This is a genomic window from Phenylobacterium sp. (genome assembly GCF_013911965.1).
GTDB lineage: Bacteria > Pseudomonadota > Alphaproteobacteria > Caulobacterales > Caulobacteraceae > Phenylobacterium.
In genome coordinates this window covers 56,002-81,479 of the sequence record NZ_JACESE010000005.1, presented here as the reverse complement: position 1 = coordinate 81,479, position 25,478 = coordinate 56,002, and the positions used below count along the sequence as shown (strand labels likewise).

22 protein-coding genes and 1 pseudogene are annotated in these 25,478 nt (G+C 69.1%); 6 read left to right on the top strand and 17 right to left on the bottom strand.

The window, feature by feature from the left end:
* Positions 1–8: 8 nt before the first annotated feature.
* The 3 genes and pseudogenes from H2041_RS06720 to H2041_RS06710 all read right to left on the bottom strand — a co-directional run.
* Positions 9–1,454: pseudogene (locus tag H2041_RS06720) on the bottom strand (type IV secretory system conjugative DNA transfer family protein); the annotation flags it as partial.
* Positions 1,455–1,549: 95 nt separating this feature from the next.
* Positions 1,550–1,798, bottom strand: a complete 249-nt coding sequence (locus H2041_RS06715; protein ID WP_257835815.1) for a conjugal transfer protein TraD — start codon at positions 1,796–1,798, stop codon at positions 1,550–1,552.
* 64 nt (positions 1,799–1,862) lie between these two features.
* Complete coding sequence (locus H2041_RS06710) at positions 1,863–2,147, bottom strand: conjugal transfer protein TraD (protein WP_293383837.1); 285 nt, start codon at positions 2,145–2,147, stop codon at positions 1,863–1,865.
* Positions 2,148–2,313: 166 nt separating this feature from the next.
* Between H2041_RS06710 and traA the strand changes: the two genes are divergently transcribed.
* On the top strand, positions 2,314–4,797 hold the full coding sequence (gene traA, locus H2041_RS06705; RefSeq protein ID WP_257835813.1) for a Ti-type conjugative transfer relaxase TraA: 2,484 nt from the start codon (positions 2,314–2,316) through the stop codon (positions 4,795–4,797).
* Between the two features lie 144 nt (positions 4,798–4,941).
* Positions 4,942–6,504, top strand: coding sequence for a hypothetical protein (locus tag H2041_RS06700; RefSeq protein WP_293383840.1), 1,563 nt, complete (start codon positions 4,942–4,944; stop codon positions 6,502–6,504).
* A gap of 2 nt (positions 6,505–6,506) precedes the next feature.
* On the opposite strand, the gene H2041_RS06695 is transcribed toward H2041_RS06700, so the two are convergent.
* The 10 genes from H2041_RS06695 to H2041_RS06650 all read right to left on the bottom strand — a co-directional run bounded on the left by H2041_RS06695 (position 6,507) and on the right by H2041_RS06650 (position 17,452).
* Positions 6,507–7,430 (bottom strand): hypothetical protein, encoded by a 924-nt coding sequence (locus H2041_RS06695; protein ID WP_293383843.1) that lies wholly within the window; start codon positions 7,428–7,430, stop codon positions 6,507–6,509.
* A 234-nt stretch (positions 7,431–7,664) separates the two neighbouring features.
* Positions 7,665–8,924: a three-Cys-motif partner protein TcmP gene (locus H2041_RS06690; RefSeq protein WP_257835807.1), complete on the bottom strand. Its 1,260-nt coding sequence runs from the start codon at positions 8,922–8,924 to the stop codon at positions 7,665–7,667.
* Between the two features lie 37 nt (positions 8,925–8,961).
* Positions 8,962–9,738, bottom strand: coding sequence for a DUF5131 family protein (locus tag H2041_RS06685; protein ID WP_257835806.1), 777 nt, complete (start codon positions 9,736–9,738; stop codon positions 8,962–8,964).
* Positions 9,739–9,856: 118 nt separating this feature from the next.
* Positions 9,857–10,765 (bottom strand): nucleotidyl transferase AbiEii/AbiGii toxin family protein, encoded by a 909-nt coding sequence (locus H2041_RS06680; RefSeq protein ID WP_257835805.1) that lies wholly within the window; start codon positions 10,763–10,765, stop codon positions 9,857–9,859.
* On the bottom strand, positions 10,762–11,373 hold the full coding sequence (locus tag H2041_RS06675) for a type IV toxin-antitoxin system AbiEi family antitoxin domain-containing protein (protein WP_293383846.1): 612 nt from the start codon (positions 11,371–11,373) through the stop codon (positions 10,762–10,764). The genes H2041_RS06680 and H2041_RS06675 overlap by 4 nt, the downstream gene beginning before the upstream one ends.
* Before the next feature lie 276 nt (positions 11,374–11,649).
* A complete protein-coding gene (locus tag H2041_RS06670; protein WP_257835803.1) occupies positions 11,650–12,645 on the bottom strand; it encodes a hypothetical protein in 996 nt (331 codons plus the stop codon).
* 18 nt (positions 12,646–12,663) lie between these two features.
* Positions 12,664–13,545 (bottom strand): hypothetical protein, encoded by an 882-nt coding sequence (locus H2041_RS06665; RefSeq protein WP_257835802.1) that lies wholly within the window; start codon positions 13,543–13,545, stop codon positions 12,664–12,666.
* Positions 13,542–14,093, bottom strand: coding sequence for a hypothetical protein (locus H2041_RS06660; protein ID WP_257835801.1), 552 nt, complete (start codon positions 14,091–14,093; stop codon positions 13,542–13,544). The genes H2041_RS06665 and H2041_RS06660 overlap by 4 nt, the downstream gene beginning before the upstream one ends.
* 872 nt (positions 14,094–14,965) lie before the next feature.
* Positions 14,966–15,721 (bottom strand): DUF4157 domain-containing protein, encoded by a 756-nt coding sequence (locus tag H2041_RS06655; protein WP_293410862.1) that lies wholly within the window; start codon positions 15,719–15,721, stop codon positions 14,966–14,968.
* Positions 15,722–15,988: 267 nt separating this feature from the next.
* A complete protein-coding gene (locus H2041_RS06650; protein ID WP_293410860.1) occupies positions 15,989–17,452 on the bottom strand; it encodes a DASS family sodium-coupled anion symporter in 1,464 nt (487 codons plus the stop codon).
* Between the two features lie 165 nt (positions 17,453–17,617).
* Between H2041_RS06650 and H2041_RS06645 the strand changes: the two genes are divergently transcribed.
* The 4 genes from H2041_RS06645 to H2041_RS06630 all read left to right on the top strand — a co-directional run bounded on the left by H2041_RS06645 (position 17,618) and on the right by H2041_RS06630 (position 20,704).
* Positions 17,618–18,568: a hypothetical protein gene (locus tag H2041_RS06645; protein ID WP_293410858.1), complete on the top strand. Its 951-nt coding sequence runs from the start codon at positions 17,618–17,620 to the stop codon at positions 18,566–18,568.
* A gap of 63 nt (positions 18,569–18,631) precedes the next feature.
* Entirely contained in the window at positions 18,632–19,558 is a 927-nt protein-coding gene (locus H2041_RS06640) for a DMT family transporter (RefSeq protein WP_293410856.1), read from the top strand.
* Between the two features lie 137 nt (positions 19,559–19,695).
* Complete coding sequence (locus H2041_RS06635; RefSeq protein ID WP_293410854.1) at positions 19,696–20,274, top strand: hypothetical protein; 579 nt, start codon at positions 19,696–19,698, stop codon at positions 20,272–20,274.
* 58 nt (positions 20,275–20,332) lie between these two features.
* Positions 20,333–20,704 carry a hypothetical protein gene (locus H2041_RS06630; RefSeq protein WP_293410852.1) on the top strand — a complete coding sequence of 124 codons (372 nt, stop codon included), beginning with the start codon at positions 20,333–20,335 and terminating at the stop codon, positions 20,702–20,704.
* A 56-nt stretch (positions 20,705–20,760) separates the two neighbouring features.
* Here the strand turns inward: H2041_RS06630 and H2041_RS06625 are convergent, their stop codons facing one another.
* From H2041_RS06625 to H2041_RS06610, 4 genes are all read right to left on the bottom strand, one after another.
* Positions 20,761–21,456: an amino acid racemase gene (locus H2041_RS06625; protein ID WP_293410850.1), complete on the bottom strand. Its 696-nt coding sequence runs from the start codon at positions 21,454–21,456 to the stop codon at positions 20,761–20,763.
* Positions 21,453–22,457: a D-cysteine desulfhydrase gene (locus H2041_RS06620; RefSeq protein ID WP_293410848.1), complete on the bottom strand. Its 1,005-nt coding sequence runs from the start codon at positions 22,455–22,457 to the stop codon at positions 21,453–21,455. Before H2041_RS06620 ends, H2041_RS06625 begins: the two co-directional genes overlap by 4 nt.
* Before the next feature lie 60 nt (positions 22,458–22,517).
* Positions 22,518–22,913, bottom strand: coding sequence for an MAPEG family protein (locus H2041_RS06615; protein WP_293410846.1), 396 nt, complete (start codon positions 22,911–22,913; stop codon positions 22,518–22,520).
* 99 nt (positions 22,914–23,012) lie between these two features.
* Entirely contained in the window at positions 23,013–25,430 is a 2,418-nt protein-coding gene (locus tag H2041_RS06610; RefSeq protein WP_293410844.1) for a TonB-dependent receptor, read from the bottom strand.
* Positions 25,431–25,478: the final 48 nt, after the last annotated feature.

The following is a 25,478-nucleotide window of genomic DNA, read 5'->3' as shown; positions in this document are numbered from 1 at the left end:
TGGAACTCCGGGTCGGCGTAGTAGCGGACCTTCTGCGCCACGACCGGCGCCTCGCCGGGCCGCAGCAGGATTTCCAGCGACGGATGCAGGCGCATCACCTCGTCGGGGGTCATCAGCTCGCGGCGGGCCAGGTGCGTGCTGGTCGACGACCCATGGGTGCTGAAGAACTGGTTTGGGGCGCGCGAGACGGATGTGCCGGACGTCTCATACGCCACGGTGGTGGCGCCCAGCGACTTCGAGATCCACTCGGCGGTGTCGTAGTCGGCGACGTTGAAGACCTGCAGCAGACTGGCGTTGGAGAGGAAGGTGCCGGCGCGCTCGCCATAGGCGCCCCACAGCTGATGCATGTCCTGCAGGATCGGCCAGAGCTGGACGCCATAGCCGGCCATCAGGCCGAACGCGCGCTCGATGGGCTCGAGCCGTCCGAGCGTGGCGAACTCGTCCAGCAGGAAGAGCACCGGCGGTCCTTCCTCGGCCGGCGTGCGCGCCAGTTCGCGCAGGCCCTGCGCCACCAGCAGCCGGAGCCACCGGGCGTAGGTGTCGATGCGGTCCGGCGGCAGCACCAGGAACACGGTGCACCAGGAGGTTTTCAGGTCTGAGAAGCGGAAGTCGCTGCCCGCCATGGCGGCGTTCAGCCGGGCGCTGTCGAGGAAGTGGGTGTGCCGCTGCGCCGACGAGAGCACGCCCGCCGCCTCGCGGTCGCTCTTTGACAGGTGGCGGTTGGCGGCGCGGCGGACGAGGCCGCCAGCGCTCGTGCTCTTCTGCATTTCGGCCAGCGTCGCGTCGAACTCGTCGGGGCTGCCGCTTAACAGGTCGCGAACGGTCGCCAGCGTGCGCTCCGGCTTCGGGCGGCTGCAGGCCACGTGCAGCATCAAGCCGGCGATCAGCGCCTTGGCCTCTTCGTTCCAGTGCGCTTCGCCGAGATGCGCCGGCGGATCGTAGACGAGCGCGTCTGCCAGAACGGCGGCGTCTTCGGCGAGGTCCGGGTTATCGGGATCGAGAACGTCCATCGGATTGTAGCGGGCCTGTGGCATGCCCGTGACCCCGAACGGGTCGAGCACATGGACGGGACCGAACTGGCGGCGCCGGTCGTAGGTGACGCCAGTGTTCTCGCCCTTCGGGTCGAGGCAGAAGACAGAGCGATCGCAGGCCAGCAGATTGGGGATGATCGCGCCCACGCCCTTGCCCGACCGGGTGGGCGCGATGGTGAGCAGATGCCCCGGCGCATCGTGGCGTAGGAGCCCGCCGCCGCGCCGGTTTTCGCGGCCAACGATGAGGCCGCGGTCGCGCCGCAGGGTCTGGCGGACGCGCTTGTCCGACGCGAACTGCGCCGAGCCGTGCACGGTGTCGTTCACACGTTCGTAGCGGAGGCGCCAGTTGCCGAAGGCGATGACGCCGCCGAGGAGACTGCCGCAGAAGATCGACACGCGCCGCCAGATGTCGCCGGCCCCCATCACCTCGTCGATGAACCAGCCCGCGAGGCCGCCCGCAATCTGGCCGAGGACCAAGCCCCAGATGACGAAGACGACGCAGAGAATGTAGCGGCCGATCACGGCGACACCGCCGGTGCGTCGGCCGCCGCCTTCTTCGCGTCCTGCTCGGCCTCGAAGGCCCGCTGCCCACGACGGCGCCAGAGCGCTAGCGTGGCCTGGCGGTCGGCCGGAGACAGCGTCTCAGCGAGCGCCAACAGAGCGCCGTAGAGTGTCGCCCGGTCGTCGTCCACGGCATCGGCCAGGCCTGACTTCTGGACCAGGCCGCCGAGTTCGATCAGCCGATGGGTGCGTTCGCGTCTTTCCACGACCCAGCTCCGCGTGTCTGTGCGCGCCCGGTAGGCTTCCGCCCGCCGAACGGCGGCGGCGTTGCTACGGAGCGCCCCGAGCGTGTTCCTCAGATCCGTTGCGCGACGCGCCGCTCCGGCGTGCGCGTTGAAAGAAGGCCGCGCCCTTGCGGCGCCACGCCTCCTTCGCGGACGCGTCTTTCTCTTCGACGGCGCTGAGCAGGACGCCGGCCAAGGAGTCGATGTCGAGGCTGTCGGCGCCGGTGGCGGCGACGAGCTCGCCGAGCTGGGTGATCTTCCGCGCCTTCAGGCCCTTCGCCTTGTCAGCCAGAGCCTTCAGTTCGGCGTCGATGTCGCGAGGTTTGCGCATGCAGGTACGCTCCTTCAAGCGGATGCGCCCCCGACAACATGCTAGCTCAGGTTGAGTTCGTCCGCCAAGTGGGCGATGCTGCAATGCCCCGCCAGTCACGAACGGCCGCAGGTCTGAGTGCGCGCTTATACGTCGTGACCGACGTCGGCTGCGGAGTGACGCCGTCATGGCGATCTATCACTTCTCGGCGAAGGTGATCAGCCGCGCCAACGGCTCCAGCGCGGTGGCCGCCGCTGCGTACCGTTCGGCGTCGCGCCTGAACGACGAGCGGCTCGCCCGCCCGCACGACTTCAGCAACAAGGCCGGCGTCGTCCATTCCGAGGTCATGCTGCCGGACGGCGCACCGGAGCAGTGGCGCGATCGCGAAACGCTCTGGAACGCGGTCGAGGCCGGCGAAGCGCGCAAGGATGCGCAGCTCGCCCGCGAGGTCGAGTTCGCCATTCCCCGCGAGATGAATCAGGCCGAAGGCGTGCGCCTGGCGCGTGACTTCGTGCAGCGCGAGTTCGTCGATCGCGGCATGGTCGCCGACCTCAATGTGCATTGGGACATGGCGGAGGACGGCACGCCCAAGCCGCACGCCCACGTCATGCTCTCGATGCGCCAGGTGGAAGGCGACGGGTTTGGGCAGAAGGCGCGGGACTGGAACCGCACCGAGCTGCTCTCGCACTGGCGCGAGGCCTGGGCCGAGCATGTGAATGCGCGCCTCGCCGAACTCGACATTGACGCCGCCATCGATCACCGCAGCCTGAAGGACCAGGGGATCGACCTCGAGCCGCAGAACAAGATCGGCGCCGCCGCGTCCGGCCGTGGGGACCGCGGCGAGGCGGCGGAGCGGCTCGCCGAGCATCGCGAGATCGCGCGTCGCAACGGCGAGGTCCTGGCGGCGAACCCGTCGGTCGGGCTGAACGCCATCACCCGCCAGCAGAGCACCTTCACCGACCACGACCTGATGCGCTTCGCGCACCGGCACACGGATGACGCCGAGCAGTTCCAGCGCGCGCTTTCGGCGATGCGGACGTCGCCGGAGATAGTGGCCCTCGGCAAGGACGGCGGGGGTCGCGAGCGTTTCACCACGCGGGAGATGCTAGCTGTCGAACAGCGGCTGGAAGACGCCGCCGAACGGCTCGCCACCCGCAAGGATCTTGCGGTCCGCCCGCAAGAAGATGGCGGGCGCGCCGCCACCCTCGGGCGGGAGCAGTCCGAGGCCTTGGCGCATGTCACCGGCGGCGGCGATCTCTCGCTGGTCGTCGGCTACGCCGGCTCCGGCAAGAGCGCCATGCTCGGCGCGGCGCGCGAGGCGTGGGAAGCCGACGGCCTGAACGTCCGCGGCGCGGCGCTCTCTGGCATCGCGGCCGAGAGCCTGGAAGGCAGCTCCGGCATCAGGTCGCGAACGCTTGCCAGCCTCGAACACAGCTGGGCGAACGACCGGGACCGGCTGGGCCCGAACGACGTGCTGGTGATCGACGAAGCCGGCATGGTGGGTTCCCGGCAGATGGAGCGCGTGCTCGGGCATGCGGAGCAGGCGGGCGCCAAGGTCGTCCTGGTCGGCGACGTCGAGCAGTTGCAGGCTATTGAGGCCGGCGCGGCCTTCCGCGCACTGGCCGAACGGCATGGCGCCGCGGAGATCACGGAGGTCCGCCGGCAGACTGCTGATTGGCAGCGGCAGGCGACGCGGGAGTTCGCCACGGGCCGGACCTCGCAGGCGCTTGATCGCTACGCGGCGCAAGGGTCGGTGGTCGAGCACGCCACGCGAGCTGATGCGCGCGCCGGCCTCGTCGAGCAGTGGAATGAGGCGCGGCTCGCCAACCCAGCGGACCGACAGATCATGCTGGCGCACACCCGGACCGACGTCGCCGAACTGAACGGTCTCGCGCGGCAGCGGCTCAGGGACAGCGGCCGCCTCGGCGAAGACCAGGTCGTGCAAACAGAGCGCGGCGAGCGGGCGTTCGCCGCTGGCGACCGGATCATGTTCCTGCGCAACGAGCGCTCCCTTGGCGTGAAGAACGGCTCCCTCGGCGTGGTCGAGCGCGTGGAGGGCAGCACGATTTCGGTGCGTCTCGACGGGCCGGGCGCACGCCAGGTCGCCTTCTCGACGCATGAATACGCCCACGTCGATCACGGCTACGCCGCCACCATCCACAAGAGCCAGGGCGTCACCGTCGACCGGACGCACCTGTTGGCGACGAGCGGCCTCGATCGACACGCCACCTACGTCGGGATGACGCGGCATCGCTCCGAGGCGACGCTGCACTATGCACGTGAAGACTTCCGCAGCCGCTCGGAGCTGGCGGCGACGCTCAGCCGCGAACGGCCCAAGGACACCACGCTCGACTACAGCGACGGCTTCGCGGCGCGTCGCGGCGTCAGCGGCACGGATCCGATCACGCGGCGCGCCGACCGGTTCATCGCCGATTGGACTGACGCAAAGAGCCGATCGGCAAAGGCCGGTGGCGACATTTTCGCTCGCCGGGCTGTCGAGCGCGACTTCCATCGCCTCGCGACGCAGCTGCATCGGGATCCTGAGCTGCGGCAGGCGCTGGCGCGTCGGCGGAGCGAACTTGGCATCGACCGGAGCGGACCGCAGCGCGGGCTGGCTGACGAACTGGCCCGGTCGGTCGGGCGCGAGCGGGGATTGGATCGGGGTCGCTGAGCACGGCTAGGCAGACGGCCACTGGCATTTATGGCCGGGAGGGACATTGAACAAGTCCTTCAGCTACTCGACCGCGGCGCGCCATGGCGCGCCGCGTTCGCCGAGGGCCTAGGCGGTCGACCCTGCGGCCAGCTAGCTTGGGGCATGTCGCAGGAACTGACATCGGATGAGCTGGGCGAAGCCGGCGAGACCCTCTTCGCCCATCTGTGCGTCCGCGCCGGCCTGACTTGCAACAAGAGCAACCGGGACCGAACGGGCTGGGACTTTGTCGTCGAGTTCCCGATGTCGGGCCCCGACACCGGCGCCCTCGACGCGCGATTGCCGACCGCCTGCCTCGCGCAGCTGAAATCCACGGCGCGAGGCGGCCCGGTGAAGCTGAGCCTCTCAGCCGTTGAGCGATTGGCCAAGGACCCTCGTCCCTCCTTCGTCGTCGTGCTTCGCCTGACCCCCGACGGCGAAGCACGCACCGGCTACCTCATCCACCTGCTGGGCCCCGCCCTTGAACGGGTCCTGCATCGGCTGCGGACCGCCCACGCTCAAGGTCGATTCGACCTAAACAATCTCACCCTGACCTTCGACCCTGCCAAATTCGGCGTGCGGTTCGCCCCGTCGCCCGAAGGCCTCGCCGAGGCGTTGCGGCGCGCCTGCGGGGAGGACCGGGCGGCCTACGGGATCGAAAAGCAGCGCCAGCTCGAAGAGCTTGGCTACGAAGACGGCGGCCTTGAGGCCGAAGCGCTGTTCTGGGTCGAAAGCGCCGATCACCTCAGTGACGTCGTCCTCGGTCTTCGGCCGCTCAAGCCGGAGCAGCTACGGGCCTTCGACACGCGGTTCGGCATTCGGCTGCCTTATGTGGGCGCGGTGCTGGACGGTCTCGAGGAGTTGCGCATCGAACCGCCGAGCGTCGGCCGCTGCACGGTGTCCATTCGAGGGGCGGGCTTGTCGCCGGCCGCAGTGTTCGACACGGAGATGCTCGCCGGCTTGCCGGCGTCGGCGGGCGAAGGAACCTGGCTGCTCATCCGCCATCCCGATTTCACGCTGAAGCTGAGCGCCGGCGCCGCCACCTTCAACACGACGGCCAGCTTCGACTCGACGCCTCGGACCTTGCGCGCCTGGATCCAGTTGCTCCGCGGCCTTGGCTATCTGGCGCGCGGCGACGGCGTGATCGTCCTGACGCCGTCGATGTCCGTAGCGGCGGCCGTCACCCTGCCGATGAGCTCAAGGCTAGACGGTCCCTATCTCCAGCAGCTCCCGGCCTGGAGCCGCGCCCTGGAAGCCTGGGAGCGGCTCTTGGCCTTGGCCGGCGTACCGCCCGGCGGCGCCTTTTCGCTGCAGGACCTATGGGAGGCGCGCGGCGTGGCCCTGGCGGCCGACCTCTCCAGCGACGCCCCCACCGCCTGGTTCGCCTTCGACAGACGCGACATCGGCGAGCCGGCCGAGCCCGTGAACGCCATCTACATCAACACGGCCAGCCTGGCCGGAGCGTCGGTCAGCTACGCGCTCAATGTGACGCTCAAGGCCGCCGCGGACCACACTGAGGAGTATCGGTCGACGAGCTTCGATCCGCTCGACGTGCGCCCGGCGGTGGCGGACCTGCAGGACTACGCCGAGGACCTCGCCGCGCGGCACGGCCTGCACGTGGTGATCAACCCGGAAAACCTCGTGGAGCTCGACGCCTCCGCACTCGCCGGCTCCGCGATCGAGGGCTGACGTCAGGCCCTGGCCGCGCTGTCCTTGGGCGTGCGGTCGGCGTGCGGCAGGACGCCTAGCCAGTCGACCGCATCGCCGACATCCGACATCACCCGACAAACGAAGGCGGTGTCGAGCCCAACCGGCGGAAGCGTGAGCAGCTTGCAGAGCTTGTGATCGGTGAAGAAGGCGTCGCAATAGCCCACGGCGGCGGCCGCGTGATCGAAATCCGGCAGGTCGTTGGGCTTGAACTTCCGGCCCTTGTTGGCGCGCACGGCGGCATGCAGCGTCGCCAGCACATGCGCCGTCCGGAGGGTGCGCCGAGGTTCGGGGGCCTTCAGCATGGCCACCAGCAGGTTCTTGAGCATGTTAACCTGGCCCGGCCGGTCGGCCGGCAGCGGCCCGGCGATCCCTTCCTTCGCGGCCATGCCGGCCATGACGTCGAGCGCCACGTCGCCCAGCAGATCGACGACGCCGCGCACCTCTTCCTCATAGGCCGCCGAGAAGCCGTCGATGGTGTGCGCATGCGCCGCCACGCCGTCGTTCAGGGTTTGGGCCAGCGCGACGTGGTCGATGTCGAAGGCGTCGGCGTCCACGCCGGCCAGGTGGTCGACGATTTCGACCAGCGGCCGGTCCCACATGTGATCCAGAAACGCCTTCTGCAGGGCAAGTTCGGTCGCGGCGTCGAAAGGCGTCTTCGACGGATGCACGAACCCCATCACGTAGCTGAGCTTTGACCAGACCAGGTCGTCCAGCGGATGCACGTGGCCCGGATAGCGCACGGCGTGGAAGAAGTGGGCGATCTCGGTCGCGATGCGCGTCTGGGCCGGGATCAAGGTGGCGCGGGCGCTCCACGCATCGACCAACTCCGCCGTCGCGCGGCGCGACGTGCGGTCGGACTGCTTCATCAGTTCGAGGAACACCGTCTCGCTGATCGGGCAGAACACCTCGCGCGCGGCGACCCGTGCGGCCAGGCGGTCGACGAACGCGACATCGACGGCCTCGGTCCGGACGCCCCGGACGACGTCCCGCGCAATGAGCCAGAACTTGGTGTCGAGATAGACCCGGGTCGGCGGCAGGGCTTGGGCCAGTTCGATCTGGCGGGCCTTGGTATGGGCCTCGATCGTGATCTCGGGATGGGCCAGATGATGCGCGAGGGTGTTCAGGCTGGCTGCCGTCGTTCAGTGGTCGCCCGACGGCCCTTCCGATTTGATGAAGAGGGGGAAGAAGGTGCGCTGATTCTTCAGGCGCAGCGTGTCGCCGATGGTGATCGTGTTCGGCTTGCGCCGCTCGCCGCCGGTGGGTGTGATGATCTCAAGCTCGTCGCTCTCGATCATAGCCGCGTGGATGTCGTCGGTATGCGCCGGGGTCGCATTGTAGATCGACTCGTAGAACTCCCCGACGTTCATCACGTCGCCGGCACCCGCCACGAGGCGTGGGATGTCCGCCAGGAGTTCGGTCCTGGCGCCGCCGCGGCCGCCGGTGTCGAAGAGATAGAGCGCGCCGTCGCGCGCCGGGTCGTACGCCAGCATGTTCAGGCCGGAGCGGCCGAAATGCGCCTGCTCGCTGCTATTGGCGTGCAGCACGTCGTTGTAGACCTGCCGCGCCCGGTAGTTGTTGGCGAAGTGAACGAGCCAGTAGCGCCAACCCTCGGGATTGTGGATCGAGAACGGGCTCACGAACGGCGCACAGCCCTTGAACGTCTCGAAAACCACCCGTTCGGCCGCGCCCAACCAGACGTGGTTGCTGACCGGCCCCGAGAAGCCCTGGAAGTCCGCCGCGGAGAGCCCCAGCGGCCGCACCTGTGTTTCCAGCAGCGCCGGATCGGTCCGACTCAGGAAGGCCAGCAGCGACTCGATGGCGAAGGTGTAGAAGATCTCGGCCGACGGCGTGGCTCGCATGATGTTGACCAGCGTTCCCCGCTCGACGGCGGAATGACCGCACTGGTCAAGGTTGAACAGGACGTTTCGGTAGCGGCCTTCGGCGACGAGATCCCGGATGGCCGGATAGGCCGCCTCGAAATCCTCGGACATGTAGCCGACCTGCAAGTGCAGCTTCGGGCAGGTCTCCTTGGCGGCGGCCACGACGGGCGCGCAGTGCGCCTTAAGCAGTTCGGTGACGTCCCGCTTCGCGTCGTTGAAGATCAGCAGGCACTCGATCTCGACCGGACCGAGCCCCTGCACGGCGCGCTGTAGGTTCACGGCCTCGAGCGCGCGCTGCAGCTCCTCGATGAAGATGATCGGGGAGCCGGGGCTGCCGCACCGATACCGCCCCGCGCCCGAGAAGCCGTCCACGACCGCAAGCCGGAACTTAGTCTGCAGCGGGATCTGACAGCGCACCGTGATGTAACGGAAGAAATACTCCCGCAGGATCTTGTGCTTCCGCTCGGTGTGATCGTCGAGCGGCGCGCCGTCCGCCCACGCATAAGCCTTGGTGACCACCTATCGCTCCCGGCGCCGCCGCGCCGCGTCTATGCGCTCAAAGGTCCGCGGTGACCGGCATCTCGTTCCAGGTCCGCCCCCGGTACTCGCGGCCATTGGCCTTCTTCGAGCGCCGCTTGTTGTCCTTCCCCCAAGTTCCCCACTGCTTGAAGAAGAAAGCTGTACCATAGTCGCCGCACTGTTCGTAGATTTCGTCAATCCACGCCTCGCGGATCGGACGGGCCGCGCGGCCGCTTTCGCCGCCGACAATCGCCCAGTGGATTCCGGTCAGATCGAGCTCGCCCACCGCGCCGATCAGCGGCTCGAACGAGATGAAGCGGATGGCGGCCGGCGCGCGCCGAAGGTGATCGATGCGTCCCCGCGCCGGGGCGTCCTCGACGCTCGTCCCGAGCCAGACGTTGGGCAAGACATCGGGAACGCGACGCGCGACGACCTCCGCCATCCGCTCCGGCCGCTTCGTGAGGATCTGGTAGTTGTGGTGCGGCGTATCGCGCATCACGCGCCAGACCGACAGGATGAAGTCGTCGCTGACCGCCTCGTGGAAGAGGTCGCTCATTGAATTGACGAAGATCTTACGCGGCTTCTTCCAGGTGTAGGGAATCTCCAGCGCGGCCGCATCTTCCCGCACCACGCCGTTCCAGATCGTACGGCCGCCACTGCGACGCGTCAGGCCCTGGTACTTCGGGGCGCCCATGGCTTCGAGCCGGCGCGCCATCTCCATGGCGTAGCAGTTGGTGCAGCCGGCCGTGATGATGGAGCAGCCAGCCACTGGGTTCCAGGTGGCGTCGGTCCATTCGATCTGCGTTTCCGCCATGCGGTGTCCTTACTCGGCGTCGGGGAGCGCCTGCGGCGGAGCCCCGCGCGCTCGCGCGCCAGGCGACTATGGCTAACGATACTTTACCAACCGTTGCGCTGGTCGGCCGGCCGGCACTTCACGTTGTCCAACCGCCGCCGGCGGGCCAGTGGGCCCCGAACGGCTCACCCTTGGAGGCGCTGAGCGTCGGCGGCATCACGAGTTCAACGATTTGGGCCTGAATCTCCGGAAAGGGCTCGGGCGCGAGCGAGATTTCGGTCCGCTTCAGGAACGCCGTCCACTGGGCCTGCTTGGCGTCCGCGAAGGCCGCCGTCAGCGCCAGGGGCGGCTCCGTGGGCAGCGGCGTCTCGCGGCGCGCGAAGGTGGCGGCGATGGCGTCGGCCAGAACCGTGCCTTCGAAGGCGAAGGTGTTGGCGATGGCCCACAGATCGAAGAAGTCCTTCATCCGCGAATTGACCATGCCAAGCGCCGTCATGGCCTGGAACTTCTCGGCCACCACCGTCTCCGGCGGGTAGGCGCGAAGCTTCGGCGGCGGCAGGTCGAGCAGGGACGGATACTCGATGTCCTGGGCGCCCGGGGTGATCGCGTCGCCGAAGCCGATGTCCACATGGATCGGTAGTCGCGCGCCCGCGAGCTCGGCCTGGAAGTCGAGGCGAACCCCGGCGTACTCGTCCTCGGCGCGCGCGGCCGCCGCGACCACGGTGTCCGGCTTGAAGACGATCCCGTCGTCCGCCGCGATGGCCATGACTTCCCGGAAGAGGCCGGCGACCTGGTCGGGGTCGTTGTTGCCGAAGCCCAGGAGGTCCAGGTCGCCGGTGGCCCGGTAGGGCGTGGGCGCCCAGAGGCTGAAGAGCATGGCGCCCTTCAGCACGAAGAGCTGCCGGTAGGGCGAGACGCTGAGGCGCCACAGGAGCCGCTCGATGACGTAGCGGGTCATCAGCAGCTGGGCGTTCTCCTTGCGCTCGCGGGCCCGGTTGGTCAGGCGGGCGCGCGCGGAGACGGCCATGTCCTTGGGCTTGTCGTTCACGTCAGCGCCTCGAGGTAGGGGCGCATCACGGTCTGGACGCGATCGATCTCGGCGAAGCGCCAGAGCTCGGCGATGGGCGGCTTGCGATCGGCGCGCCGCACGAGGTCGCGCAGCGCCTCCACGGCCACATCGAGACCGATCTTGTTGCGGTACTTGAAGCAGTCGACGACCGTCTTCGCGGGCGAGGTGATCGGCACCGGCACCTGGTCGATCTCGTGGCGCTCGACGCCCTCGCTGAGCGCGCGGCCGCTGGCGCGGATCACCCGGATCTGCACCGGCGCGCTGGTGGGCGCCCAGTCCTTGGGGCCGAGCAGCATCCAGACCGCATGGGGCGTCTGGGTCGTAAGGTCGTGGAACTGCAGGGCCGAGAGCAGGCCGATCACGCCGCGGGGCTGGATCCGCACGGCCTCGGCCAGGCTGGAGGCCGCGTCCGAGGGGGAGTCGGCCAGGCGATAGAGTCCACGTCCCACTTGCATCAGCACGCCGTCTTCGGTGAGGCGTTTGAGATACATGCGCGGCACGCCGGCTGCATCGAAGTCCGATCCCCGGGCGATCCCTTGCGCGCGGGCGACTTCGATGGCGCGTTGACGGTGGCCTCTCGGTTCCATGGAGATGTTATAAATCCTCGGATAATGTTCGCAAAGTCCTAGGTTTCGTAACAGTCCTGGCCATGCAAGTCTGACCTTGCGAGCCCGCTTAGGCCGCATCGTCCCAAGTTCACGCCCACGATGATGATCTTCATCGTTTTCTTCCTCTTCCTCTCGCTCTTCCTCTTCTTCGTGAGCTGACCTCCAAGCGTGTCGCTCAGGGCTAGGCGAACCCTACGCATGCTTGCGCGAGGGAGCTTCGGAGTTGGGCAGGCTGCCGCACAAGGCGCGCTCGGGCTAGACCGACAGGGCGCGGCCCTCCTTAGGCGGCTCCGGGATCAAGTCAGATTCGGTCCAGAGTTCGCGGACCATCGACTGTGCTCCGAGGTAATCGATCGAAATCAGGGTCTTTCGCAGGCGCATGCCGCGATCAGCGAACCAATCCAACAGCACTTGGGCCTTGAGCGGCAGATCGGGCCCCACAACCCGCCGCTCCTCGACCGCCCAATTCGCCTCCGAGGGCAGACCAGCGCGAGCGTCGGAGAGCAGCCCGGCCATGAGGTCGGCGACGCTGCACAAATCCTCGAAGTGCCGACGCGCGGAGTCCTGAGCCGTGGTGTTGAGGGCGAAGATGCCCATCGGTTGATCGAGGTACATCGATGACAATCGACCTGCGGCGAGCAGGGCGTCGTCATGCCGCTTATCGTTGGCGACAAATTCGTCCTGATCCGTAAGCCAGGTCACGTGCGCTCCAGCAGGCGCCCAGACGGACAGCAGCAGCGCAAGGAAGTGCGCCTTGCGCATGAGGGCCTCCAAGGCCCGCGGATTCCAGGAGCATTGCAGCTGGAACACCCGGCGTAGCTCGTCGGCCATGCCAGGCTGGGTCGATAGCCATTTCTGGCGCTTGTCCACGGCGATGGCTACGAGGTGCCCATCGAGGTCGGCAGCCGCGCTCAAGAAGGCCGGGAGGGCGGCCTGGCGCACTCCGTCGCCAAGCTTCTTATAGGCCATCGTTCGGTCGCCAAGCGTCTCATGACGAAGGGCGGCCATGCGCGTCGTCCAGTCTTCGAGGCCCGTGGCGACGACGAGGTAGACATAGAGGATGTGGGTCGCAGACTTGTGCTCGCCGCCGAAATCGGAAGCCACAACGAGCTGCCGCACTGGCGCGGGCCCCCGCTCCTTGGGCGCCAAGATGCGCTGAATGGAAAGGCCCCACGGCCATAGGCGTTTCAGCCTGACATTCTTGGCCGTGATTAACTTCCAGCGGTCATAGCGCGTGAGGTCCGGCAGCATGCGTTCAGACCTGACCGTTCACGGCAAGGAGGCCCCGGCGTTCTCAAGGCGCGCCAGCTGCTCCTCGGAATAGCCGTGCAAACGAGCTCCGCGCCAGTCAGCCGGCGGCGGACGCTCTAGCTCAATATCAAGGTGCGGCCGCCGGACGCCGGGGCGGGGCGCGCAACAGGTCTCGTAGAGCCCGCCGCCGCCGCAGGGACAGGGGCCGCTGGGCGGAACATGAGCGAAAAGCCTGTGGGGATGGTACGCGAAAGTCCAATGGGCGCGCCAATGCGCAAAAGGCTCGCCAACCATCTCCACGACGCTGCCGACGAGCGTGTAGCGATCGGGATTGTCCACGTCGGCAAACAGCACCGAGTACTTTTGCACTGGCTTGAGGACGACGGAGACCTCCCGCAGCTCCACCTCTTCCAATCGACGTGCGCAGAAGCGGCCAGCGTACACACGGCCCGGTCGATGCCCGCAGTGGATGTCGATGGTGTTCGCCGCGCCGCAGATTGAGCAGGTCGCGCGCCGCACCCGCATCCCCGGACTGATAAAGACCCCGTAGGGAAAGAGCTCCTGCCAGGCGGCAATACGGCTCACGAGACCAGGGACGTCGAACCGCGACGGATCGTAGAAGCGGTTGGTAAGGAGCGCCTTTAGCCCGATCTCTACCTGCTCCAGTTGGCACCACGCGGGATAATAGCGCCGATCGCGCATTTCCTCGAAGGCCGCCACATAGGCCCTTACCATTGCGACGTACTGGCGAAGAAACCACAGGCGGTTCTTGGCCTCGTCTGTCGGCGCGTCATCGATCTCCATCGCGAGGACCTGATCGGCGAGCGCTTGCCATGCCAGCCCATGCGGCGCTGCCGCGCGCGCGGTCAGACTCTCGGCCATCTCGTCGATGGCCGTCACTTGCGTGCCGCCCCTTTTGCTTCGGTCAGATAGTGGCCGCATCGCTCGATCTGCTTGAGCACGACCTCAGGAATGGCGTCGGGAGGTCCCTTGTAGGTCACCGACAAGCACCGGTGGTTCTCTCCCTCGACGATCAAATCCATCTCTATGGTGTCGCCCACCTCGAAGCCGGGCAGGAGCTCTGCCACTTTGTCCGAGAGGAGATTGACCAGCAGCGGGACCAGGACAAAGCCGATCAATAGCTTGGGGAGCCGCCATTCACGCGAATGCAGCACCAGCTCGGCGTAGTCCTCCGGACGGGTCGGGATGGCGATCGTCAGGTCGGGACCGAAAGCCTCGCGCAGCATTTGCACGAACTCCGGCGCGGCGGTCGGATAATGAATCTTGTCGCCCTCGGCGTCCTCCCAGGGCAACACTACGATCGGCGCCGCGGCGACCGCGCCGCGCCGGTGCTGGTCGACCCAACTTCTGGAGAGCCAATAGGCGCGATCGCGTCCGGTCTCGGCGACGCGGGCTTCCATAAAGGTCTCGACGAGCTTTTCTTCCATGCCTCGACCTTAGCGTGAGTCCTGATCGCCAGACGTTGGATGGTGCCTTCGCACGAGCGTCGCCGCTCGACTTCGTGGCGATGGCCAGACGGAGGTCAGCGGCCCCGATTGCGCCGCTGCGTCAGAGCCGATGCCGCAGCCCGCTTCTGTGCCGCTGAGGCGCTCGGATTGCTCAACACCTTGCCGGCGGCGCTCGCGGCGGCCCGGCTTGTCTCCTCGAGCTGGCTGGCGCGCTGCGTAAGGGTGGAGGCCGCTGCGCTCTTCGCGGCGGCGGACGCCTTTGGATCACGCAGAACTTTGCCGGCGGCGCTTGCCGCGGCTTTGCCGGACGCTTCTCGATTTCCCATGAGGTGCCCCCCTGGTCCAAAACAGGAACATGGAGTTGCCGCGGTGCAGGTTCAAGTCTCTACTGAACCAGGCGTACCACGTGGAGGCGCGGGTAGCGCCGGGCTGCTGCGGCCCAGTGATAGGCGCGTCCGGAATGCTGCGACCATGCCGGCGTTGGTGCGAAGCTGACGCCCCCTTTGCTCTGGCTGTCCGCGATTCTGCTGCTGACGTACCCCTTCGGCCCCCAAGGACCACGGCAGCTCACCCTGTGGGGTGGCTGGACTTGCACACTGCGTTACACAGCTTACGGCCACGGGTGGAAAATGCTAAGAAGATCAGATATATGGTTCAGGTGCGCCGGACTCAAAATCTGCTGTCCGTGAGGGCGTGCTGGTTCGAGTCCGGCCTGGGGCACCATCCTGTCGCTTCCGAACGAGATGGACGGCCAGGCTCCCCCGGCCAGCCGCGAGCGCAGCCGAACCGGTCGCGCTCAGCCATGATGTGACCGGCGTCGTCTCGGGTTCGCGCCGGCCGGACCCTCGGCCCTAGGCGCCCGCCCCGCCAGGCTCTGTGCGCCGAACGTCGGGGCTGGCCTCCTCGTCCGCCGCCTCGCCCATCAGCGGGTCGAGCATGTCCTCCACCTCACCGACGACCGCGGCCATGGGCCGGGGGCGGGCCTGGCGGCGGGCGCGTATGTCGGCGGTGATGGCGAAGGCGCGGGCGTTGGCCTCGGCCTCGAGCGCACGCCAGTCGGTCGCGTAGCGCCGGGCGAAGCCGTCGATCCCGTAGCGCCTGTACTGCTCCACATGGGCCAGTTCGTGGGCCCAGAGCCAGACGTTGCGGGCCACCTCGTCGTCGGAGAAGACGATGACGTCGCGCAGGGTGACGGCGCCCTCTTCATAGTACCAGCGGGCCAGCAGGGTGCCGACCCCCAGGTCCTGTCCGGCCAGGGACCAGCGGGTGGTGTCGAGGAGCTGAGGCTCGAAATAGGGCTCCAGCGCCTTGCGGACCTCGGGCGGGAGGCGGCGGACATCGCTCCGCAGGGCCTGGCTGCGGGAAAAGCGGATGCCGGCGGCCAGCGGCGGGGCGACGGCCGCGGGCGAGCGGCGCAGCAGCGTCTCCGACGCCTGTCGCGCCCGGGCGGCGGCGGCGCGGCTCTCGGCCCGGACTGCGTCGCGCCAGCCATCCGGCGGACGCAGATGGATCTCGCGGGTCTCGCCCGAGCAGGCGGAAAGCAGAAGGGCGCAGAGGGCGGCGAAGCCGGCGCCCAGGCCGCGAAGGGAGGTGTCAGCGCGTGGCACGTTCGCTCAAGGTCCGGTTTCGGCTCGCCCCGCCAGAGCCCGGTTAATCCCGCATGAGGCGCGGGAGTTCCGTAGAGGCTACGGCCGCCGCCGGCCCCCGGACGCAGCCGGGGCTGACGACATGCCGCGCGCGGAGCTATGCTCGCGCGGCGCCGAAGGCGAGTTCGATGGTGCGCGGCCGATGCCATGGCCGATCCGGCGGCCGCCGAAGGCCTGCGAATCCGCCGCTTCGACGGCGCGGAGAGCTGGAGGTATGTCGACTGACCTTCAGCGCCCGAACACCACCGGCGCGATGACGAGCGCGGCCGCCGAGATCACCGCGACGCCGATGAGGTTGAGCCACAGGCCCGCCCGGCTCATCTGGCCGACCGTGATCAGACCGCCGCCATAGACGATGGCGTTGGGCGGGGTCGCCACGGGCAGCATGAAGGCGCAGGAGGCGGCCAGGGCCAGGGGGATGGCCAGGAAGATGGGGTCGACGCCCATGGCCAGGGCGAGCGCCCCGCCGATGGGCAGGAAGGTGGCCGCCGAGGCGGTGTTGCTGGTGAGTTCGGTGAGGAAGATCATGGCCAGCGTCACGGCCACGATCATGGCCGCCGCCGGCAGCCCGCCGAGCGCGCCCAGAAGCTCGCCCAGCCAGGCCGCAAGGCCGCTGCCGGAGATGGCGGCGGCCAGGCTGAGCCCGCCGCCGAAGAGGGTGAGCACTTCCCAGGGCAGGCGCTTGAGTTCGGTCTCTGTGACCAGCCGTTCGCTGCGCAGGCCGGCGGCCGGCAGGATCGCCATCAGCACCGCCGCGGCGATGGCGATGCCGGTGTCGCTGAGCCACGGGGCGTAGGGGGAGAGGAGCGGGCGGGTGATCCAGGCCGCCGCGGCCAGGGCGAAGACCGCCGCCACCCGCCGCTCGGCGCCGGACATGCGGCCCAGGCGCGTCCGCTCCTCTCGGAAGAGGACGCGGGCGTCGGGGAGGGCGAGCCTGGACGGGAAGAGCGTGGTGAGGACGAACCAGGCGGCCACGAGCAGAACCAGGGCCACCGGCGCGCCGACCAGCATCCATTGGGCGAAGCCGATCTCCACCCCATGCTCGCGGGCCATGTAGCCGGCCAGCAGGGCGTTGGGCGGCGTGCCGATCAGGGTGGCCAGGCCGCCGATGCTGGCGCCATAGGCCACCGACAGCAGCAGGGCGACGCCCAGGTTGCGATGGGCGGCGGGATCGTCCCGCCCGCCGTGCGCCTCGGCCAGGGCCAGGACCGCCATGGCCACGGGGGCCATCATCACCGCCGTGGCCGAATTGCTGATCCACATGGACAGGAAGGCGGTGGCGCCGAGCATGCCGGCCACCAGGCGCCGCGGCGTGGCGCCGGCCGCTGCGGCGCAGGCCAGGCCCACCCGCTTGTGGAGGCCGCTTCGCTCCATGGCGGCCCCCAGGACGAAGCCGCCCAGGAACAGGAAGATGACGGGATCGGCGTAGGGCGCGGCCGCCTCGCCCACATCGGCGACGCCCAGGGCCGGGAAGAGCACGAGGGGTAGAAGGGCCGTGGCCGCCAGCGGGGCGGCCTCCAGCATCCACCAGATCGCCATCAGCGCCGTGACGGCCGCGACCGGCTTGACCTGCGGACTGGGGCCGAAATCCGGCGCCAGCAGAATGGCGGCGAAGGCGGCGGCGCCCGCCGCAAGGCCGACGATCCGGCGACCCGGCGCAGCGGCGTCGGTTCCAAAGGCGTGGTCGGCCAAGACTTCCCCCCAAACGGCTTGGCCGCTTCCAGCGGCGCTTTTCCCCGCCTCAGTATGGGCCGGACACCGGCCATCGCGCCAGCCATCGGTAGAGGGGCGCGGAGTGGTTGCGGCCATGCTACCTTTCGACGAGGGGCCAGTCCCCGCGAGAGCCTATGAGGCGAAATGGAAGAGATCGAGGCGACCGCAGCGAGCGGGACCGACGTGTCCCGCCTGGTCATGTTGTTTTCGATCCCGCACTTCCTCCGCGGCATTCGGCGGATGGGCTATTTCGGCAGCGGCGACGCCCTTTCGGCGGTCCTCGTGCTTTCGATCATCGAAGCCAACCTGCGCCACATCGCACGCGATCCGGTGCTGGCCCTTCGCCACGCCGCGCCGGACAATCCGCCCCCCGACGAGATCCGTCGTCCCATCAGCGTGCGCGCTCTCGCCGCCTCGCTCCGGATTCCCTACGACACCGCCCGCCGGCGCGTGGCCGAGCTCGAGGCGCGGGACCAGTGCGCCCGGACCGCCGGCGGCGTCTATGTGCCGGCCCGCGCGCTGCAGACGCCGGAGAGCCTCGCGGCCCTGCAGGAGACCCTCCTGAGCACGCGGCAGTTCCGCGCCAGCCTGCGGGCTGCGGCGCCGGAATTCGATCCGACGGGCGGCGCCTCGCCCATTCCCGGCCTCGTCGCGCCGACCTCGCCCGAGCGGCTGGCCGCGCGGTTCGCCGGCGAATACCTGCTGCGCTACGCCGAGCGACTGGCGGAGACGGTGGGGGACCTGGGCCGCGGCCTGATCCTTCTGGCGATCATGCAGGCCAACGTCGAGCCGCTGCTCGCCGACCCGGAGCTGGCGCGGCGCCATTCCAGCGCCGACAACCCGCCGCCCGACGGACTCCTGGCGCCCGTGCCGGTCCTGTCGGTGTCGACCGATCTTGGCCTGCCCTTCGAGACGACGCGGCGGAACGTCCACCGGCTGATCCGCTCCGGCGTCGTGCGTCGCGTCCGCGGCGGCGTGATCGCCCCGCACGACTTCCTGGACCGGGAAGGATCCCGCGTGGCCCTGGCCGCCCACCTGGCCGATGTGCAGCGCAGCTACGGCTCGATGGCCCGCCTCGGGATCGTCTTCGACTGATTGCGCGCCGGCGGCCCATGCGCGATTGACCTTGCCGCCGGAAGGGCTCAAGGCCACCGCGTCGTGACCGCTTCCCCTTCGCCGCCGCCGCCCGCCGTCACCCTCGACCGCCCCGCCGCCCGCGCCGGGCTGGGGATCATGCTGCGCGTCGCGGCCATGGCCTGCCTGGCGGGCCTGTTCGCCCTGGTGAAGGTGGCCTCGGAGCGGGGCGTGCCGCTCTTCGAGGTCCTCTTCTTCCGCAACGCCTTCGCCTTCGTGCCCCTGGCCATCTACATCCAGCGGACCAGCGGGTTCGGCGTGCTGCGCACCACCCGTCCGGGCGCGCACGTGACCCGTGCGCTGATCGGGCTGACCGGCATGATCGGCGGCTTCATGGCGGTGTCGCACCTGCCGCTGACCGAGGCCACGGCGCTCTCCTTCTCCGCGCCCCTGTTCATGACGGCCCTGTCGGCGCCCCTGCTGAAAGAGCCGGTGGGGCGGCATCGCTGGGCGGCGGTGGCGGTGGGCTTCGTCGGCGTCCTGATCATGATCCGGCCCGACCCCGCCCATATGGCCTCCATCGGCGTCGTCTTCGCCCTGGTCGGCGCCGTGGGCTCGGCGGGAGCCATGATTACGATCCGCCAGATCAGCGCCACCGAACCGGGGCCGCGCATCGTCTTCTACTTCACCCTGGCCGGCGCGCTGGCGGGGCTCTGCAGCCTGCCTTTCGGCTGGGTCATGCCCGACCCCCAGACCTTCGCCCTGCTGGTGGTCATGGGCCTGCTGGGCGGCGTCGGGCAGATGCTGCTGACCGAAGCCATTCGCGTGGCGCCAGTCTCGGTGGTCGCGCCCTTCGACTACACCCAGCTCGTCTGGGCCAGTCTGATCGCCTTCTTCGTCTGGGACGAGCTGCCGCGGCCCTACACGCTGATCGGCGCCGGCGTGGTGGCGGCCAGCGGGCTCTACATCCTCTACCGCGAGACGGTGCGACGGCGACAACGGCTCAGCTGACGGCCTGAGGTTGTATTCTAACGAGAAATTGCAGCTTCGACGCGCTCCGAAACATTGACGGAACATGGGTATCGGAAGACTCTGCCCGCGAGGCCGCGGCGCAGGGCCGCCGGCCGATCGTCAAGGGAAGTCCGCCAATGGTCCCCCAGTCCCGCTTCCTCCTCGCCACGGCCGCCGCCGCCGTGGCGCTGGGCTTCGCCGCCGGCGCCCAGGCGGCCGTCACGGTCATCGGCGGCGGCCTGGCGGAGGCCTGCTCCCAGGCGGCGGTGGGCGGAGAATCCGACCGCGAGTACGAGGAGCTGTGCGACCTGGCCATCGAGACCGAGTTCCTCAACGCCCGCGACCGCGCCGGCACCTATGTGAACCGCGGCGTCCTGCGCATGCGCCGCACGGAGTACGGCAAGGCGATCGAGGACTTCGACCAGGCGATCCGCATGAAGCCGGACCTGGGCGAGGGCTATGTGAACCGCGGCGCGGCCTATATCGGCCAGGAGCGCTACGAGGCCAGCATCGGCGAGATCAATCGCGGTCTCGAACTGGGCGTCGAGGAGCCCGCCAAGGCCTACTACAACCGGGCCCTCGCCTATGAGGGCCTGGAGGACGCCCGCTCGGCCTATTTCGACTACCAGAAGGCCCAGGAGCTGGCGCCCGGCTGGGGCGCGCCGGCCGAGCAGCTCGCCCGCTTCACCGTGACCCGGCGCTCCGTGCCGCAATAGGACCTGCGGAGCCGCAAGGCGGCTTGGGCGTTGGACAGGACAAGCAAGGAGTCCCTCCGTGATCCGCATCGCCCTTTTCGCCGCCAGCCCCCTCGTCATCCTGCTGTCCGCCGGAGGCGCGACAGCCCAGACCGACGCCTACCGCGACCATCAGATGGGCGTGCTGCAGGCGCAGCAGGAAATGGACCGCCAGCGGGCGGTCGCCCTGGAGAACGAGCTGAACGCCCGCGACGCCCAGGCGCAGACCGAGCGGCGGGCGCGGGAAGCCCGGGTGCTGCGGGAGGCGCCCTACCTGCCGACGACGGAGGCCTATACGGCCGATGAGGACGGCCAATCCTACGGCCCCTATGGCCTGCCTCTCATTCCGCCCGAGCGGCTGGCCGCCTCCAACCGGCGCGTGCTGGAGATCGTCGGCGAGCGCGATCGCTGAGGCCGAAGGCTCGGGCCTGCGGCGCCTTCCCGGCTGCGACGCTCTGCGGCCGCCCGTCAGAGCGGCAGGGTGGGCGCCGGCTCGTACTCCAGGCAGACGGCGACGCAGCGGCGGGCCAGGTGGTCGCCCGCATCGATGAAGGGCAGGCGGACCTCGTCGGCCGACAGCACCAGCGGGGCCTCGGTGCAGCCGGCGATCAGCGCCTCGGCTCCCGCCGCCATCAGGTCCTCCGCAAGGGCGCGCATCTCGTTGCGCGCGGCCGCGCCGAACTCGCCCGCCTTGATCCGGTAGAGAAGCGCCATGAAGGCCTCCTGCCGCTCGGCCGGCAGGCCGACGAAGCCGAGCCCCTGGGCGGCCAGGTATTCGCGATAGAGACGCAAGGCGCCCTTGGTGCCCAGCACGCCCACCCGGTGCGCGCCGGTCTCGGCTGCGGCCTGGGCCGCCACCGCGATCATGTCGATGAGCGGCAGGCCGCTGGCGTCCATGATCAGGTCGGCATGGGCGTGGGCGGTGTTGCAGGGCATGGCCAGCACCTGGGCCCCGGCGCCAGCGAGGCCTCCCGCCATCTCCGCCAGAACCGGGCCAGCAGCGCCGCCGGGCGTGTTGCGGTCGGGCACCTGCGGGTTGATGTCGGCCAGGACGCGGATGTGGTCCTGGTCGCGCTCGGCCGGGGTGTAGGCCTGCAGCTTGGCCAGGAAGTCCAGGGTGGCGGCCGGACCCATGCCGCCGAGCACGCCGAGGACCAGGCTCATGCCAGCTTCCCTTCCAGTTCGCTCTGGTAGCCGAACAGGCCCTGGGCCCCGCCGGTGTGCAGGAAGACCACCGTCCGGCATTCGAAGCGGCCCTGGGCGGCCAGGGCGATCAGCCCCTTCATCGCCTTGCCGCTATAGACCGGATCGAGCAGCAGGCCCTCGGTGCGGGCCGCCAGCTTCAGGGCCTCGATGACGGCCTGATCGACCAGGCCATAGCCTTCGCCGACATAGTCGCAGTCGGCGACCACCTGCTCGCGCGCCACGCGGTCGGGATGGCCGAGCAGGGCGGCGGTCTCCTGGGCGAGCTTGAAGACGTTCCCCTCCTGGGTCGGCCTGGGCGCGCGCACGCCGATCCCGAGCACGGGCACGTCGGCGCCGACCACGGCCAGCCCGGCGACGAGGCCCGCCTGGGTGCCGGCGCTGCCGGTGGCGGTGACGATCTGATCGATCTTCAGGCCCATGGCGTCGGCCTGGACCATGAGCTCGCGGGCGCAGTCCGCATAGCCGAGCGCGCCGATCGCGTTCGATCCGCCGCCGGGGATCACATAGGGCTTGCCGCCGCGGTCGCGGACGGCCTGGGCGGTTTCCTCGAGGGCGGCGTTCATGTCGCTGCCGCCCGGCACGGTGCGCAAGGCGGCGCCCAGCAGGCGGTCGAGCAGGACGTTGCCGTTCTCGTTGTAGTCCTCCGCCTTGGAGCCCGTGCGGGTTTCCAGGATGACCTCGCACGCCAGGCCGAAGCGGGCCGCCGCCGCCGCCGTCTGGCGGACGTGGTTGGACTGCACCGCCCCTTGCGTCACCAGGGTGTCGGCGCCCCTGGCCAGCGCCTCGCCCACCAGGAACTCCAGCTTGCGCGTCTTGTTGCCGCCGCCGGCCAGGCCCGTGCAGTCGTCGCGCTTGACGAACAGGTTCACCCCGCCGAGCGCCTCGCCCAGCCGCGGCGCGGCCTCCAGCGGCGTGGGCAGGTGGGCGAAATGGGCGCGGGGGAAGCGGGCCAGATGCATGCGCGAACTCCTCTTGGAGGCCCTGCCTAGCACGCTCCCCGCGCCTGCGTCTTGCCGTCCTCAGGGCACGAGGATCGGCGCGGCCACCAGGCCCAGGCCGACGATGCTGACCAGCCAGGCGAGCGAGCGGATCTGGCGGATTCCGAAGGCGTAGAGCGGCACATAGACGACGCGCGCCCAGAAGTAGATCTGCGCGCCGATGGCGGTCAGATCCGAGGTCCGGTCGGTGACGTGGGCGATCAGGACGGCGCCGATGAACAGCGGCAGGGTCTCGAAGAGGTTGGCCTGGGCGCGCTGCAGGCGCTGGGCCCGCACGCTCAGCTCCGGCATGGCCTCGTCGCGCGGGCCGGTGTTCCACTTCAGCCCGTACTGCGACGTCCGCGCGATGTCGAAGAGGATGATCTGGACGAAGGCCAGGACGAGGGTCCAGGCCAGCATGGCGAGTTCGATGGTCACGTGCGTCTCCCCCTTTGCGGCGCGAAGCTGCGCCGCTGGTCGCAGGAGGGGACGCCGACCCCGGCCCGCCGTCAAGCGACGGCCCGGGGCGCCCTGGCGTCAGCCGCCGAAGCGGCGGGTGAAGCGGATCCCGGCCGCGCGGGGCGGCAGGACATAGGTGTAGAAAGTCCGCACATAGACGCGGTCGCCGTCGCCGTCGAAGACGGGCTGGTTGTACTGCGCGGTGCCGCGGGCGCCGGTCTCGGCGAATTCGTTGAACAGGTTCTCCGCATAGAGGGTGGCGGTCCACACCTCGGCGCCGAGGGAGATCGCGACGTTGTGGACGGCGTAGCCCTCCAGGGTCAGGCTTTCGCCGCGGCCGCCCGTGCGCGTCAGGACATCGGAGACGGCGGTGACGCCGTAGTTGAACCCGAAGTCCATGCCGTTGCCGAGCTCGCGGGAATAGTCGACGAACAGGCTGCCCTGGTGCTCGGGCGAGCCGGGCAGGCGGTCGCCGGGCTCGCCGTCCTCATAGGTGATCGTGCTCTGGTAGCCGGGCGGGTTGAACCGCGGCACCAGGTTCGGGGTCACCTCGGTCAGTTCGGAGGTGTTGTAGGAATAGCTGCCGCGGACGGTCCAGTCCTGCAGGACCGAGGCGATGAAGTTGACCTCCGCCCCCTTGGACTCGGCCGCGGCCCCGTTCTTGGTGATCGGGATGAGGCCGTTTTCGGTCGCCGAGGAGACCTGCGGATCGCTCCACTCGATGTAGTAGACCGCCCCGTTCAGGGTCAGCCGCCGGTCGAACAGCTGGGTCTTCAGTCCGACCTCGTAGTTCAGGGTCTTGTCCGGCTGATAGGCCAGCTCGTTGGGCAGGGCGCAGGCGAGCTGGTTGGGAGGCAGCGGGTCGGGACAGGGGCCGACGCCGTTGGAATTGCCGATTCGGTAGCCCTCGCTGACCGTGAAGTAGCCCAGGATGTCGGGGGTGAACTGGTAGGAGGTGTTGAACTTGTAGAGCCAGCCGTCGTCCTCCTGGCCGCCCGGTTCGAAGTCCAGGGTGATGGCGTCCGGCGCGGCGCCGAAGAAGACGCTGTTGAGCAGCGGGAAGTCGACCGCCTGGAAGGTTTCGAGCTCGTAGCCGTAGCGCCGGGCGCCGACCGTCACCTGCCAGGCCGGCGTCACCTCATAGGTCAGCTCGCCATAGATGGCCTCTTCCTTCAGGCTCCTCGTGCCGACGTTGTAGTATTCCAGGGCGTCGGGGCGCTCGCCCCCCAGCCATTCGGCGTAGCCCGGGGTGAACTCCTTGCTCGAGGAGTTGGAGTCGAGCTCGTAGTAGAAGCCGCCGAGGATCCAGCTGAACGGCCCCTCGTGCTTGGAGACGAGCCGCAGCTCCTGGCTCAGCACCTGCTGGCCGGACTCTTCCAGCGTGTAGGCGGTGAAGGTGGGGAAGGCCTCGTAGGAGTATTCCAGGCTGATCAGCAGGTCGGTCTGGTCCCGCTGGCCCCTTTCCACATAGCGCGACTTGCCCGTCGCCGAGGTCAGTTCGGCGAAGCCGAGGTCGGCGGAGATCTCCAGCGCGAGCAGCTCGTTCTGGCGGTGGTTGGGCTCGGGCACACGCTCGGCTGAGACGTAGTCGCCGGTCTGCAGTTCGGTGCGGCGATGACTGACCTGCCGGCCGCCGGAATCGGAGTCCTGGAAGTAGTAGGTCAGCGTGCCGTCCAGCCAGTCCGTCGGCGCCCAGCGCGCGGCGATGCGGCCGGAGGCCACGTGCTCGTAGTTGGCGTCCTTGTTCTGGTAGAGGTTCGCGGCGACGTCGGCGGGATCGCTGAAGTCGGGGTCCGGATCGGAGATGGCGATCTGCTGGACGAGGTAGTCGTAGTCGATGAAGCCCGTGTCATGCAGCCGGTCGAAGGAGGCGCGCAGGGCGAAGCTGTCGGTGATCGGCGCGTTCAGGGTGACGCCGAAGTCGGTCGAAAGGTCGTTCGCCTCGGAATACTGATAAAGATCGCTGCGGACCTCCATCATCGGGGCGTCGAACCGCGGCTTGGCCGGGATGTAGCGCACCGCGCCGCCCAGCGTGCCGGCGCCGTAGAGCGTGCCCTGCGGCCCGAGCAGGATCTCGACCCGCTCCAGGTCGTTGGTCTTCAGATCCACATAGAGCGGGATTTCGCCGACATAGGTGGCGACCGTGCCGCCGCCGTTGTTGTTGACGCCCTCGGCCGAGCCCAGCGGGTCGGCGTTGAGGCCGCGGACGATGATGCGGTTGTCCCCGCGCGAGCCCTGGTCGACGATGTGGACGCCGGGCACCCACCTGGCCACCTCGGCCAGGTCGCCAAGGCCCTGCTCCTCGATCTCCGAGGCGCCGACGGCGGCGATGTTGATCGGCGCATCCTGGACGGTGCTGTTGCGCCGGGTGGCGGTGATGATGAGTTCGTCCAGTTCGACGGCCTGGGCCGATGCGACGGTCGGGACGGCGACGGATACGGCGAGCGCGCTGATGGAGGTCAGCATGGCCGCCCGCGGCGACAACTTGAGACGCATGATTATATCCCCTCGGCTTACCTTGAAGGCAGGCTGGGGAGCGGCTTG

Bases quoted from the DNA above. Each gene is read 5' to 3' on its own strand.
- H2041_RS06710 (WP_293383837.1), bottom strand. From the start codon at position 2,147: ATGCGCAAACCTCGCGACATCGACGCCGAACTGAAGGCTCTGGCTGAC.
- traA (WP_257835813.1), top strand. From the start codon at position 2,314: ATGGCGATCTATCACTTCTCGGCGAAGGTGATCAGCCGCGCCAACGGC.
- H2041_RS06700 (WP_293383840.1), top strand. From the start codon at position 4,942: ATGTCGCAGGAACTGACATCGGATGAGCTGGGCGAAGCCGGCGAGACC.
- H2041_RS06685 (WP_257835806.1), bottom strand. From the start codon at position 9,738: ATGGCGGAAACGCAGATCGAATGGACCGACGCCACCTGGAACCCAGTG.
- H2041_RS06675 (WP_293383846.1), bottom strand. From the start codon at position 11,373: ATGGAACCGAGAGGCCACCGTCAACGCGCCATCGAAGTCGCCCGCGCG.
- H2041_RS06670 (WP_257835803.1), bottom strand. From the start codon at position 12,645: ATGCTGCCGGACCTCACGCGCTATGACCGCTGGAAGTTAATCACGGCC.
- H2041_RS06660 (WP_257835801.1), bottom strand. From the start codon at position 14,093: ATGGAAGAAAAGCTCGTCGAGACCTTTATGGAAGCCCGCGTCGCCGAG.
- H2041_RS06645 (WP_293410858.1), top strand. From the start codon at position 17,618: ATGGAAGAGATCGAGGCGACCGCAGCGAGCGGGACCGACGTGTCCCGC.
- H2041_RS06635 (WP_293410854.1), top strand. From the start codon at position 19,696: ATGGTCCCCCAGTCCCGCTTCCTCCTCGCCACGGCCGCCGCCGCCGTG.
- H2041_RS06625 (WP_293410850.1), bottom strand. From the start codon at position 21,456: ATGAGCCTGGTCCTCGGCGTGCTCGGCGGCATGGGTCCGGCCGCCACC.
- H2041_RS06620 (WP_293410848.1), bottom strand. From the start codon at position 22,457: ATGCATCTGGCCCGCTTCCCCCGCGCCCATTTCGCCCACCTGCCCACG.
- H2041_RS06610 (WP_293410844.1), bottom strand. From the start codon at position 25,430: ATGCGTCTCAAGTTGTCGCCGCGGGCGGCCATGCTGACCTCCATCAGC.